The organism is Reinekea marinisedimentorum (assembly GCF_004341165.1).
In the GTDB taxonomy this organism is placed as follows: Bacteria; Pseudomonadota; Gammaproteobacteria; order Pseudomonadales; family Natronospirillaceae; genus Reinekea; species Reinekea marinisedimentorum.
The window spans coordinates 191744-204442 of record NZ_SLZR01000004.1; the positions used below are offsets into that span (position 1 = coordinate 191744).

At 50.4% G+C, this 12699-nt stretch carries 11 protein-coding genes; 4 read left to right on the top strand and 7 right to left on the bottom strand.

Features of this window, described 5'->3' with window-relative positions:
* The first annotated feature begins 137 nt into the window (after positions 1-137).
* Positions 138-3698 (top strand): pyruvate:ferredoxin (flavodoxin) oxidoreductase, encoded by a 3561-nt coding sequence (gene nifJ, locus BCF53_RS06960; RefSeq protein ID WP_132700864.1) that lies wholly within the window; start codon positions 138-140, stop codon positions 3696-3698.
* 1 nt (position 3699) lies between these two features.
* The gene (locus tag BCF53_RS06965) at positions 3700-4692 is read left to right on the top strand and encodes a dihydroorotate dehydrogenase-like protein (protein WP_132700866.1); all 993 of its coding nucleotides are present in this window, start codon (positions 3700-3702) and stop codon (positions 4690-4692) included.
* 24 nt (positions 4693-4716) lie between these two features.
* Here BCF53_RS06965 and BCF53_RS06970 read toward each other — a convergent pair whose 3' ends face one another.
* On the bottom strand, positions 4717-5166 hold the full coding sequence (locus BCF53_RS06970; RefSeq protein ID WP_132700868.1) for an RrF2 family transcriptional regulator: 450 nt from the start codon (positions 5164-5166) through the stop codon (positions 4717-4719).
* A 189-nt stretch (positions 5167-5355) separates the two neighbouring features.
* Between BCF53_RS06970 and BCF53_RS19290 the strand changes: the two genes are divergently transcribed.
* Together BCF53_RS19290 and pykF are read left to right on the top strand one after the other, a co-directional pair.
* On the top strand, positions 5356-5523 hold the full coding sequence (locus BCF53_RS19290) for a hypothetical protein (protein ID WP_207902670.1): 168 nt from the start codon (positions 5356-5358) through the stop codon (positions 5521-5523).
* A gap of 160 nt (positions 5524-5683) precedes the next feature.
* A complete protein-coding gene (gene pykF, locus BCF53_RS06975; RefSeq protein WP_132700869.1) occupies positions 5684-7096 on the top strand; it encodes a pyruvate kinase PykF in 1413 nt (470 codons plus the stop codon).
* 117 nt (positions 7097-7213) lie between these two features.
* On the opposite strand, the gene BCF53_RS06980 is transcribed toward pykF, so the two are convergent.
* The 6 genes from BCF53_RS06980 to adk form a co-directional block, all read right to left on the bottom strand.
* Positions 7214-7663 carry a GNAT family N-acetyltransferase gene (locus BCF53_RS06980; protein WP_132700871.1) on the bottom strand — a complete coding sequence of 150 codons (450 nt, stop codon included), beginning with the start codon at positions 7661-7663 and terminating at the stop codon, positions 7214-7216.
* 71 nt (positions 7664-7734) lie between these two features.
* Positions 7735-8055, bottom strand: coding sequence for a DUF3301 domain-containing protein (locus BCF53_RS06985; RefSeq protein WP_207902671.1), 321 nt, complete (start codon positions 8053-8055; stop codon positions 7735-7737).
* 8 nt (positions 8056-8063) lie between these two features.
* On the bottom strand, positions 8064-9848 hold the full coding sequence (locus BCF53_RS06990) for an ABC transporter ATP-binding protein (protein WP_132700873.1): 1785 nt from the start codon (positions 9846-9848) through the stop codon (positions 8064-8066).
* On the bottom strand, positions 9842-11605 hold the full coding sequence (locus BCF53_RS06995) for an ABC transporter ATP-binding protein (RefSeq protein ID WP_132700874.1): 1764 nt from the start codon (positions 11603-11605) through the stop codon (positions 9842-9844). The genes BCF53_RS06990 and BCF53_RS06995 overlap by 7 nt, the downstream gene beginning before the upstream one ends.
* Positions 11598-11816: a hypothetical protein gene (locus BCF53_RS07000; protein ID WP_132700875.1), complete on the bottom strand. Its 219-nt coding sequence runs from the start codon at positions 11814-11816 to the stop codon at positions 11598-11600. Before BCF53_RS07000 ends, BCF53_RS06995 begins: the two co-directional genes overlap by 8 nt.
* 159 nt (positions 11817-11975) lie before the next feature.
* Positions 11976-12626: an adenylate kinase gene (gene adk, locus BCF53_RS07005; protein WP_132700877.1), complete on the bottom strand. Its 651-nt coding sequence runs from the start codon at positions 12624-12626 to the stop codon at positions 11976-11978.
* Positions 12627-12699: the final 73 nt, after the last annotated feature.

Here is a 12699-nt window from a genome sequence, read left to right on the forward strand (position 1 = left end):
CTGTCATGAAGCCGAATGCATTGAGTAAGCATTGAATAAGACCAGTGAACGAAAAAGCAGCCATTGACCCATATCAAGCCAATTTTACCAATAGCGACTACAACTAATATTCATATTATGCGTTAAAGGTGGCCGGTATGAATATTCCGAACCCAATCACCGTAGACGGCAATGAGGCTGTCGCACGCATCGCGCACCAGACCAGCGATATATTGGCAATCTACCCGATTACTCCTGCCTCCCCGATGGGTGAAATTGCTGACCTATACTCCTCTTTGCAACAAAAAAACCTGTGGGGCGTTATACCGTCGATCGTAGAAATGCAAAGTGAAGCCGGAGCCGCGGGTGTTCTGCACGGTGCTTTACAGGGCGGCGCTATCAGCTCAACCTTCACGTCATCGCAGGGCCTGCTGCTGATGATCCCCAACCTGTATAAGATTGCCGGCGAACTGACACCCTGCGTGATCCATGTCGCCACACGCTCTGTTGCGACGCATGCACTGTCTATTTTCTGTGATCACAGCGATGTCATGGCGGCCCGCGCGACTGGCTGGGGAATCTGGTTTTCCAATTCTGTCCAGCAAGCTCAGGACGGCGCTCTGCTCTGCCAGATGTTCAGTCTGAAAAGCCGCATTCCATTCATACATGCCTTTGATGGCTTCCGTACGTCACACGAAATTTCGAAGATCGACGGCATTACCCGCGAACAGGCTGCAGAGCTGTTCCCCTGGGCGGAAGCCGCGGCGCACAGAGCCCGCGCCATGCAGCCGGAGCAACCGGAGGTACGCGGCACCTCGCAGAATCCGGATGTTTTCTTCCAGTCCCGCGAGCGCATCAACCCAATTTATCAGAACAGCCCGGCAATCTTTACCGAATGCCTGGCGCAGTTTGAGCGGGTGACCGGTCGCAGCTACCAGCCATTCGAGTACTTCGGAGCCGCCGATGCGCAAAGAGTCGTTATCGCTATGGGCAGCAGTATTGGTGCAATACGTGAAACCGTACAGCAGCTGAACAATGCCGGTGAAAAGGTCGGCATGATTGCTGTACACCTGTACCTCCCGTTCCTGAGTGAGCCGTTTATCGAGGCTCTGCCGGACACAACCCGCAGTATTGCCGTTCTCGACCGAACCAAAGAACCCGGCGCTCAGGCCGAGCCGCTGATGCTGGATATTTCTCTGGCGCTGGTGAAAGCCGGCAAAGCAAACATCGAGATATCTCATGGCCGCTACGGACTGTCTTCAAAAGAGCTAACACCGGCAATGGTGACGGCATTATTCCGCGAAATGAGTCATTCGGTTCTGAATGGTTTCACACTGGGCATAAACGACGATCTGACTAACCTGTCGGTGGATTATGACAGCGCTATCCATTGTCAACGCCCGCCCGGCACGCACCAGTCGGTATTCTATGGTTTAGGCGCAGACGGCACCGTCTCAGCAAACAAAAACACGATAAAGATCATCGGCGAACTGACCGACCAGTTTGTTCAGGGCTATTTTGAGTACGACTCTAAGAAATCCGGCGCGGTGACGGTATCCCATTTACGCTTCTCACCAGAGCCGATTCACTCCAGCTATTTAATTGAACCGGACAGCGCAGACTTTGTTTCTTGCCACCAGTTTAATCTGCTCGATAAATACGACGTTCTGAACAAGGCAAAGCACGGTGCAACACTGCTGATCAATGCACCCTTTGAAGCAGAGAATGTCTGGCTGAGCCTGCCTTACCGTACCCGCAACCAGATAGCCAGCAAGGGTTGCCGGCTGTATGCAATCGATGCCTACAAACTGGCCAGAGAGCTGGGCCTGGGCAGGCGCATCAATACTATTATGCAGGCCTGTTACTTCAGGCTAAGCGGTGTTCTGCCAGAGCAGACTGCGCTCGATAAAATGAAGGAATACACGACCAAAACCTATCAGCGCGCTGGCACCGAAATACTGAAAGCCAACCATGACGCCATCGACAGGGCTCTGGAGCGCCTGCATCAGATACCAGTGAACTGCGAAGAGGCAGAACCAGAGCAGCGGCCAGACCTGCAAACCGGCAATACCATCATTGACCAGGTGGTGTTGAGGGCCATGCGTGGTCAGGGCAATTTGATTCCGGTTTCTCAATTACCGCTGGACGGCAGCTACCCAACCGGTACCGCCAGATTTGAAAAGCGCAACCTGACCGATCGTATTCCGGTGTGGGAGCCAGATCTTTGTACGCAGTGCGGGAAGTGCGTTTATGTTTGCCCGCATGCGGTAATCCGCAGCAAGCTTATTGCTGAAGACAGCGCCAGCAATGCCCCCGCCAGCTTTAAGCAGCAACCGGCAAAATCGAAGGCTTACGGGGCGGGTTGGCTGATGAGCTATCAGGTATCTCCGGAGGACTGCACCGGCTGTGAACTCTGTGTGGATGCCTGTCCGATTACAGACAAACAGAACCCAGACCGCAAAGCCATCAACATGGCAGACAAGCAACCACTGCTGGCGCAGGAAATCGACAACTGGGAATACTTCCTGCAAATACCTGCTGTAGAGGCTCATCAGGTAAAAACCTCGACCATTTCTGGCAGTTCACTGGTCGACCCGCTGTTTGAGTTTTCAGGTGCCTGTTCCGGTTGCGGCGAAACACCCTATATCAGCTTAATCACCCGGCTGTTCGGCAATCGAATGCTGATCGCCAATGCAACCGGCTGCTCTTCTATTTATGGCGGCAACCTGCCAACCACTCCGTATACCAAGAACACCCGTGGCGAAGGCCCGGCCTGGAACAACTCGCTGTTTGAAGACAACGCGGAATTCGCTCTGGGGCTGCGATTATCTGCCGACCAGAATAACATCAGAGCCAGAAGCCTGCTGTCAGAGCTGGCAGCACAGTTGCCGGATCAGCTGGTCGACAGCCTGCTCAACAACCCGCAACAAACCGACCAACAATTAGAGCAGCAGCGACTGTCTATCATTGAGTTAAAACAGTTGTTGAGCACAATAGAACAGCCTGAAGCCACTGACCTCGGTTCCGTTGCTCAGTACCTGCAAAAGAAAAGCATCTGGGGAATTGGCGGCGATGGCTGGGCCTACGATATTGGCTTTGGTGGCCTGGACCATGTTCTGGCATCCGGCAAAAATGTGAACCTGCTGGTTCTGGATACCGAAGTTTATTCCAACACCGGTGGCCAAATGTCGAAGGCAACCCCGACCGGCGCCATTGCCAAATTTGCCGCCGGCGGCCGATCACGGCTGAAGAAAGACCTCTTTGCCCATGCCATGGCCTATGAAGATGTCTATGTCGCTCAGGTCGCCTTTGGCGCGAAAGACACGCAAACCCTTAACGCCATTATCGAAGCAGAGAACTACCCGGGCACCAGCCTGATCATTGCCTATTCGCCCTGCATCGCACATGGCATAGACCTGAAGAACAACCTGCACCAGCAGCAGCTTGCCGTTTCATCCGGGCACTGGCCGCTGCTGCGCTACAACCCGGCTGCCACAGCAAACGGCAGCAATCCATTAAAAGTGGATTATAAAAAGCCGATCATTTCAATTAGGGACTATATGGAAACAGAAGCGCGCTTCAGCTTATTAAAACGCACCCATCCGGAAGCGGCGGAACAGCTCGCCACTCTGGCACAGGAATACGCCTGGCACCGCTTCAACCACTACAGCGCGCTAGCCAATCTGCCTGCTGAAAACAACAGCAGTGAGGAGGCCTGACATGACAAACTTAACGACCACTTATCTGGGGCTGACGCTGAAAAACCCTTTGGTTCCGTCGTCATCTCCCTTCACCAAAAAATTAGACACGGCCAAACAACTTGAAGATGCCGGTGCCGGGGCGATTATCATGCACAGCCTGTTTGAAGAAGAAGTCACCGCGCACCAAAAGGTATTTGCCAGCCACCTCGCTGACAACAGTTTTGGCTTTGCTGAAATGGATAATTTCCTGCCGGAACCAACCGACTATGAAGATGTCACCAGTCAATATCTGAAAACCCTGACGGAATTGAAATCCGCGCTGGATATTCCCGTCATTGCCAGTATTAACGGCATCGGCAGTGGCGAGTGGCTGTCGGTTGCCAAGGATATTCAGCAGGCCGGCGCGAATGCACTCGAGGTTAACCTGTATTCGGTGCCGTCTGATACGGATAAAACAAGCAGCGAAATTGAAAAAAAATATCTGCAGATTGTGAATGCCCTGAAAGCTGAAACAACACTGCCACTGACCTTTAAGCTCAGCGATCAGTTTTCTTCGCCGGGGAATTTCGTTAAACAGTTGGAAGCAGCAGGTGCCAATGGCGTCAGCCTGTTCAACCGGTTCTATCAACCGGATGTCGACCTGGATACCGGCCAGGTTTACCCAAGCCTGAACCTTTCAAATAAGTATGAATACCTGCGGGCACTGCACTGGATCGCCCTGCTCTACAACCAGACCGGGCTGTCACTCGGCGCAACCGGTGGTGTTCACAACTCAGCAACCGTACTCAAGCTGATCGGTTCTGGCGCAAATGTTGTGCATACCACCAGCGCACTGCTTTCCACAGGGCCAAGCACCCTGACGCAATGGCAGACTGAAATTGAGCAATGGCTGGAAGAACAGGAACTGGAGCTGGAGGACTTCAGAGGCAGGTATTCAATGCAACAACTGAGGGACCCGGCAGTGTTTGAGCGCGTCAACTACTACCAGAACCTTCAGTTGTACCGTCGTTAATCACTGGGAGATCGCTAACCTGGCTTATTCCACCTGAACAGCTTCAATACCGAGCAGGTTGTTCAGGTCGGCTTTATTTTCGACCAGGTCGGCCAGAGTATAGCGATCCATCACCGCTATAAACTCACCCAGCGCCTTCTTAAAGATCGATTGCAACTGACAAACCGGCGAAATGACACAGCCTTCGCCCTCTTCTGCCATGCATTCAACAAAGGCGGTATCCGTTTGTGCAATACGGAAAATTTCCCCTAATCCAATTTCGCTCGCAGGCTTACTGATTCTGAGCCCGCCGGAGCGACCTCGTTCTGTTGAGACGTAGCCATTTTCAACCAACCTCGCCGAAACCTTCTTTAGGTGATTCAACGAGATATCGTAGGCACTGGCGATCTCAGTTAGAGAGATCGTCTTGTCCGGGTTGGCACCCAACATAATCAGGATTCGGTACGCATAGTTGGTAAAGCTATTAATTTTCATGTGTGGCAGTCCTTCTTATAAGGGCTTGGCGACTTTGTGACTCAGGCATCATATAGCCAATTCAGGCATATTAACTATCATTTTAGATCATCAGAGATCGTAGCGTTATAACCAGATAGTCTTATAGCGGTCTTTTTATCGTAATAATGGGTACTGAAACTGAAGACCACGAGGCTACAATGAAGCGTAATGGAAGTCATTCTCATAAATGTGGTAATTTTATTACATTGTTTAGAAGCCAATTCACGATTTTGTACATTGGCGCAGGCTGTTTCAAATTCTGGGTTTGCCGAACAAAAAACAACCAAAGCCCTGTGCATGGGGGCTGAAGCGGACTTTCCCGACACAAAACGATGATCTAAGTCATATAAATCAGGGCTCAAATTGCCTTTTGTATGACAAATAAACCTACGTACATAATGAAATATTCATTAAAAATTGCTAGTATTCGCCACCTATAAAGTTTTACTTAAGTTTTAAACCGAAACTGACAATCCTGAACAAAAGGGCTTCAAAAATGACGCGTAAGACCAAGATCGTATGTACGATCGGACCGGCTTCCGAATCTAAAGAAATGCTGACCAAACTGACTATGGCTGGCATGAACGTAATGCGACTGAACTTTTCTCACGGCGATTACGATGAGCACGGCGCTCGAGTAAGCGCTCTGCGTGAAGTTGTTAAGGAAACTGGTAAGAAAGTAGCGATTCTACTGGACACCAAAGGCCCAGAAATTCGCACCATGAACCTGGCAAACGGCGACGTTGTACTGAAGGCCGGTCAGACATTTACTCTGACAACTGACCAGACTGTAGTCGGCGACGAAACCCGCGTTGCTGTGACTTATGAAGATTTTGCAAAAGACCTGTCTGTTGGCAACACTGTACTGCTGGACGATGGTCTTCTGAACCTGACTGTAACTGAAATCAACGGCAACGACGTTGTTTGTCGTGTTGAAAACACTGGCGAACTGGGCAACAAGAAAGGTGTTAACCTGCCTGGCGTTAGCGTTAAGCTGCCTGCCCTGTCTGAAAAAGACAAGTCCGACATCATCTGGGGTGCAAGCCAGGATGTTGACTTCGTTGCAGCTTCTTTCATTCGTAAAGCATCTGACGTTCATGAGATCCGTGCTGTTCTTGAAGCCAACGGTGGCAAGCGCGTTAAGATCATCTCTAAAATTGAAAACCAGGAAGGCGTTGATAACTTCGACGAAATTCTGGAAGCATCTGACGGCATCATGGTTGCCCGTGGTGACCTGGGTGTAGAGATTCCGGTTGAAGACGTAATCTTCGCTCAGAAGATGATGATCAAAGCATGTGTACTGGCACGTAAGCCGGTTATCACTGCAACTCAAATGCTGGATTCCATGATCAAGAACCCACGTCCTACCCGCGCTGAAGCCGGTGACGTTGCTAACGCAATTCTTGACGGTACCGATGCAGTAATGCTTTCCGGTGAATCCGCCAAAGGTAAGTACCCAGCAGAAACAGTCGCTATCATGGCTCAGATCTGTGAGCGTACCGATATGGCTATGAAGCAGATTGAAATTAAACTGCCGGAAGAAAAAGGCGCGCTGCGTGTTACTGAAGCGGTTTCTAAAGCTGCAGTACAAACTGCGAAAGAACTGGATATCAACACAATCGTTGTATCTACTGTTGAAGGTAAGTCTGTTAAGGCTGTACGTAAGTACTTCCCTAAAGCCCGCATTCTGGCTATCACAACTGACCCGAAAACTTCTCAGCACCTGTGTCTGTCTAAAGGCGTTACTACTTCTGTTGTTGAGCCGTTTGCTGACACTGACTCTATCTACGAGAAAGCGAAAGCGAAAGCAGTTGAATACGGTCACGCTAAATCTGGCGATGCCATCCTGGTTGTTGCCGGTGCTCAGCACCAGTCTACCAACACCATATCGGTCCACTACATCGACTAATAGGGTAGCGGTTAGCTAATACCTAAAAAGGAGCCTCAATGGCTCCTTTTTTTATGGTTCAGTAAACCAGCCTGATAACTGCGGCTACTGAGTCAACAGACCCGTCTGGCTCCGGCATTAATCCTGAACCACCTTTTCAAAGGTGTGCGCATAAAGTTTATACCCCAGCTTCTGATAAAATTTTATGGCTGCCTTATTGGTGGCCAGAACCTCCAGCCGTAATATTTGTGCCGGCCCGGCATGAGCTTCAACATAGTCGAGCAGCTTTTTTGCCAACCCCCGTTTACGATAATTACGCAGGGTGAACAGTTGGCGAATATAAAGGCTTTCGGCCTCTGTGCGACACAAACAATAGGCCACCGGCAGGCTGCGGTGCATGATGGCGTAGCACTGGTACTGGCCGCTATCCAGCCAATCAATCATGCGCTCTTCAAGCTGTTGCAGGGTCATGCTGTTGCTGTGCCCCTCATCCTGAATTAACTCTGCGTTAAGCAACGCAAGGGGCTTTGAACTCTGCGATGTCAACCTTGCGACCGGGTATCCAACGGACTGCTGCAGTATCGTCATCAACCGCTCCTTCTCTTTTACTCTGTTTGTTAAAAGATTAGTCGTTTTTGGCGGCTGCTACAGCACAAAGATTAATCTAAATGATATGAATCGACCTCGACCGAACTCACCTTATAGCCCAATAAAACAATGCGGCCGGTATACCGGTATTCGCCGGTCGAGGAGAACTCAAACCGGTAGTTTCTGCGCAAGGCCAAACTGCCCTGCTCACCCCTGACCGGCCAGAAGCGGCGCAGCACCAGAGTTTCATCGAGCAACTGCAGATTATGCTGCTCACAGTATTTGCGCACCTTCTTCAGAGCGAATGACTTCACGCCCTGACCATGCCACCAAAGTGCCCCGGCGATACACAGAGCGCCAAACCAAACCACATCAGACAACATCAAATTCATAAATAACCCTAAGCTGTAATCAGTCCCGGTTCAGTCTGCAATGCTCTGGCATCGTTTAACAGCCCGGCATAGACGCCCTCGGCCCGCACCAGCTCATCATGATTGCCACGCTCGACAATAACCCCATTCTCGAGCACCAGTATCATATCGGAATGACGCACAGTGCTCAGCCTGTGGGCTATTGCAATGACGGTTTTTTCAGCAAATAAACGCTGCATTGCCTTCTGAATGAGATCTTCTGTGATTGAGTCCACCGAGCTGGTGGCTTCATCCAGCATCATGACCTGCCCGCCCTGAGCGACTGCCCGCGCAAAGGAGATCAGCTGCGTCTGACCAATAGACAGATTTGAGCCGTTTTTATCCAGCTTAAAGTCATACTTCTCCGGCAGCTTCTCGATAAACTGATCGGCATATACGTACTTTGCGGCCTGCCGGACTGCATCGTGAGTTATCTCCGGTTTACCCAAGGCAATATTGAAGTGAACGGTGCTTTCAAACAGGAAGGTATCCTGCATCATCAGCGAGAACAGGTGATTGCTGTCATCCACAGAAAGTTCAGAGAGCTCAATTCCGTTCAGCTGAATACTGCCCTCGTAATCCTGATAGGTTTTGGAGATCAACCTTAAGATGGTCGATTTGCCGGAACCGGTAGCACCCACCAACGCAACCTGATGACCGGCCTCCAGCACAAAGGAGACATTCTTCAACACATAAGGAGAATCTTCGTTGTAACGGAAGCTGACATTCTTAAACTCAAGCCGTTTAAATTCTGTTAACTGCCCGGCCACCTGCTGTGAAGGCAGCAACGCGCGGCCTTCGTCTTCAGTCGCCTCAGTGAACAGCTCTTCAATGTGATCGAACGCTGCAAATGAACTCTGGATAGAGGCAATCTGCGATGTGAAATCGCGTATCGGCACAAATACCTTTTCAAGGGTATTAATAAACGCAATCAACACACCCAGCGTAAGGCTGTTCTGCAACACCTGGCCGGAGCCGTACCAGATCATCAGCGCTATGGTGATGGAGGTGACGCCGGAAATAAATGCAAACAACACGGCATCGTATTTATTCACCTTTAACTGCGCCTTCAAAAACTCTTCTGTATAGCCTTTATATTTTCCCTCCACCTCATCTTCAGCCCGGTAAAGCTGAACGGTTTTCACGCCGTGCAATAATTCCTGCAAATAACCGATACCGCGTGCCAGCGCCGAACGGGTGACCTTAAAGGTTGCCCGCAATTTATTACGGATATAAACCGTCAGGTACATCACCGGTGGCATTACCAGGACAACCACCAGCGTTAACTTCCAATCGATGAAGAACATCATCACCAACAGAGCGATGGTGTTGATTGAATCTTTAACCAGGCCGACAATGGCCTGCACAAAGGATTCTCCGATGGTTTCAAGGTCGCTGGTCAGGCGTGAAAGTGTCACGCCGTTTGGCGTGTTATCAAAATAACTGCGCGGCAATTTCATGACCCGCGCAAACAGCGCGGCCCGCATATCGGTAATGGTGTATTGGCCGGTTTTTCGTAAGCTGTATGAGTAGGTGGACTCAACGATATAGTTCGCTACCAGCACCAGTACCAGGTAAAAGATGTATCGCCATAGGCTGTCCATATTGCCCTGAGCCAAATGCTGATCGATGACCTGAATGATCAGCCACGGAAACAGCAGGCTGGTGGCCACCGAAAACGGCAACATGCTGATCCCTAAAAACGCCGAAGCTTTATATTTCTTGGCAAACTTAAAGAAGTGCTTCATGTAATGTAAATCAACAGCCTTCAGCATGCGGCAGCCTCCTCTTCGTATTGCTGCAACTGCCAGGTTTCCCGGTAGTAAGCACTGGTTTTTAACAGCTCGTCGTGACTGCCGCTGGCGATGACCTGACCGTCCTTCAGCACAAGGATTTCATCCATATACTCAAGCGCACTGACCCGATGTGACACCACCAGAACCGATTGGGTATCGAGCCGGGCAAACAGCCCCTGCAGGATCTTACGTTCAGTTTCGTAGTCGACGGCTGAAAGCACGTTATCCATGATGATCAAATCAGCAGGCATCAACAGAGCACGGGCGATACTTAAGCGCTGCTTTTGGCCTCCGGAAAGCATGATGCCCTTTTCGCCAACCAGGGTCTGGTCACCCTTTTCAAAACGGGAAACATCGCCAGCCAGCTGGCTCAATGCAAGGACCTCTTCAACCTGCGATTTACTGACCTCACCATCGCCACTGCCGAAGCGAATGTTTTCTTCTACTGTAGCGGAAAACAGGTAAGGGTCCTGAGTAACGGTTTTAACGTAGCGCCGAAGGTCACTGCGGGACATTTCGGTAATATCCGTTTCGTTGAGAAAGATACTGCCCGCGGGAACATCCAAATGATGGTTCAGGCAATTCACCAGGGTAGTTTTACCTGAGCCAATGCTGCCCAACACGCCAATCTTCTTACCGGGTGGAATATCGAAGCTTATGTCTTTCAGTACCGGGCGGCTGTCATTGGGGTACTGATAACTTAGATTACGAACCGACAGTGTCGCTCTGCGCAATTTCTGCCGGTCGGCATCGGCATGCTGCTGAAGATCCTGCTCGGGAATTTCAGCGTTTAAAATGGTCTGCACACTGTCGATACCCACCATACCGCGCTGATAGATAGTTGCGACCCGCCCCAGCTGCATCAGCGGAAGCGCCAGCAACACCGAATAGGAAAGGAAGGCGGTTATTTCACCCAGCGTAAGGTTTTGATTCAGTAACATATAGCCGCCCAGCCCCAGCACCAGAACCTTCATCAGGTTATTTGCGTAATCCAGAACCGGCATCACAAAGGTTTGAATGCGGGTAATCTTCATACGGCAACGCAGTAACAGTTGATTCATCTTTTCAACCTCAGCGCTGACCCAGGGAGACATCTTCTGGCTTTTGATCAGATCGATCCCGGACAGGAAGTTCATGAGCTGCGCGGAGAGATCCTGCAGCCGGCGCTGATGCTCCACATGCAGCTTCTTCATGCGTTTAAAGCCCATACGGAAGACAACAAAGCCAAACACAATCGGAATAACCGAGTAAAGTGTCAGCTCTGGCGATATACGCCACATCCAGAGCGGGGTGAGCGAAAGAGCGAACACTACATTGGAAAGCTGTAAAAAGCCGGCACCGAAAAACAGCCGGACACCATTCAGATCGTTGTTAATGATTGAAATCAGCTTTCCGGATGCGAATTTTTCGTGATAGCTGTTGGGCAACCGGTTGAGCTTATGCAGCAGATCGCCCTTGAGCGCCGCTTCGGTAATCCGCCCCGGGTTAAGCGCATAAACCCGGGAGAGTATGCGTATGCCAATCATGGATACTGCCATGATGACCACGACCCATACATAGAATTTCAGCTGCTCATGCCCGGCCGATGTCGGATCATCAATCAGGTCAATCGCCTTCTGAATAAAGTGGGGGATCTCCACCTGCAGCCAGTTCACGGTAAAGATAAATACAAGCGCCAACAGGTAGGACGAAAGGTTTAACCGAAAGAAGTGACTGATAAACTGCCTTTTATTCATGACGATCCTTATTAGCCGGGCGTTGAATTCCGTACTGTTCCATACAGGCTTTGACAATGCTCTTGCGAGGATCGCCGACTTCTTCAAGCGCATCCAGCAGCCACTCAGGCAACCGGACCGGTCTGGTTTTCACACCCGGCTTGCGCCCGCAGCCTGGCCGCTTGCCGCCCCGCCCGCAACAGCTTTGGCTGTTTTCAGAATGCTCCGTCATACAGGTATCCAGATTAAAGATCGAATTGAATAGTGTACACTTTTCAATCTCAAAGACTATTGGCTTTGTGTAAAAGGTGGAGGCTTCAGGCAGGCCAACCCGAATTACAGGCATAAAAAAAGCGCCAGTTGGCGCTTTAGTGAAAAATACCCGTGCTGCTTACAGCGCACCCAGTACCTTTTCTTTAATTTCTTCTACGCTGCCAACACCTTCAATATAGACGTACTTTGGTGCTTCAGCAGGGGTCGCTTCTGCCCAACCGGAATAATACTCTACCAGCGGCTTGGTTTGCTCATGGTAAATATCCAGACGCTTACGCACGGTCGCTTCCTGATCGTCTTCACGCTGTACCAGAGGCTCTCCGGTTTCATCGTCCAGACCTTCCTGCTTAGGTGGGTTGTGCGCGATGTGATAAACACGACCGGAAGCCGGATGCACACGACGGCCACTCAAGCGTGCAATAATTTCTGCATCGGCCACATCGAAATTGATAACTGCATCAATATCAATGCCTTCAGATTTCAACGCATCTGCCTGTGGAATGGTGCGAGGGAATCCATCAAACAGACAACCATTTTTGCAGTCGTCTTCCTGAATACGCTCTTTAACCAGGCCGATAATAATATCGTCAGAAACCAGACCGCCCTGATCAATGATTTCTTTAGCCTGAACACCCAGCGGAGTACCCGCTTTTACTGCGGCACGAAGCATATCGCCAGTTGAAATTTGTGGAATATCATATTTTTCACACAGGAACTTGGCCTGTGTACCCTTACCAGCACCAGGTGCCCCTAGCAAAATAATACGCATTGAAAACGTACTCCTATTTTAATCGTACTTGCAGTTGCCTTTTACTTTTCAGCGTAGTCCCGGCAACCTAAGT

What these genes read in the sequence shown, in the direction of transcription:
- BCF53_RS06995 (WP_132700874.1), bottom strand. Translation starts at nt 11,605, where the DNA reads ATGAATAAAAGGCAGTTTATCAGTCACTTCTTTCGGTTAAACCTTTCG.
- BCF53_RS06990 (WP_132700873.1), bottom strand. Translation starts at nt 9,848, where the DNA reads ATGCTGAAGGCTGTTGATTTACATTACATGAAGCACTTCTTTAAGTTT.
- adk (WP_132700877.1), bottom strand. Translation starts at nt 12,626, where the DNA reads ATGCGTATTATTTTGCTAGGGGCACCTGGTGCTGGTAAGGGTACACAG.
- BCF53_RS19290 (WP_207902670.1), top strand. Translation starts at nt 5,356, where the DNA reads ATGGAAGTCATTCTCATAAATGTGGTAATTTTATTACATTGTTTAGAA.
- pykF (WP_132700869.1), top strand. Translation starts at nt 5,684, where the DNA reads ATGACGCGTAAGACCAAGATCGTATGTACGATCGGACCGGCTTCCGAA.
- BCF53_RS06970 (WP_132700868.1), bottom strand. Translation starts at nt 5,166, where the DNA reads ATGAAAATTAATAGCTTTACCAACTATGCGTACCGAATCCTGATTATG.
- BCF53_RS06980 (WP_132700871.1), bottom strand. Translation starts at nt 7,663, where the DNA reads ATGACGATACTGCAGCAGTCCGTTGGATACCCGGTCGCAAGGTTGACA.
- BCF53_RS06985 (WP_207902671.1), bottom strand. Translation starts at nt 8,055, where the DNA reads ATGAATTTGATGTTGTCTGATGTGGTTTGGTTTGGCGCTCTGTGTATC.
- BCF53_RS07000 (WP_132700875.1), bottom strand. Translation starts at nt 11,816, where the DNA reads ATGACGGAGCATTCTGAAAACAGCCAAAGCTGTTGCGGGCGGGGCGGC.
- nifJ (WP_132700864.1), top strand. Translation starts at nt 138, where the DNA reads ATGAATATTCCGAACCCAATCACCGTAGACGGCAATGAGGCTGTCGCA.
- BCF53_RS06965 (WP_132700866.1), top strand. Translation starts at nt 3,700, where the DNA reads ATGACAAACTTAACGACCACTTATCTGGGGCTGACGCTGAAAAACCCT.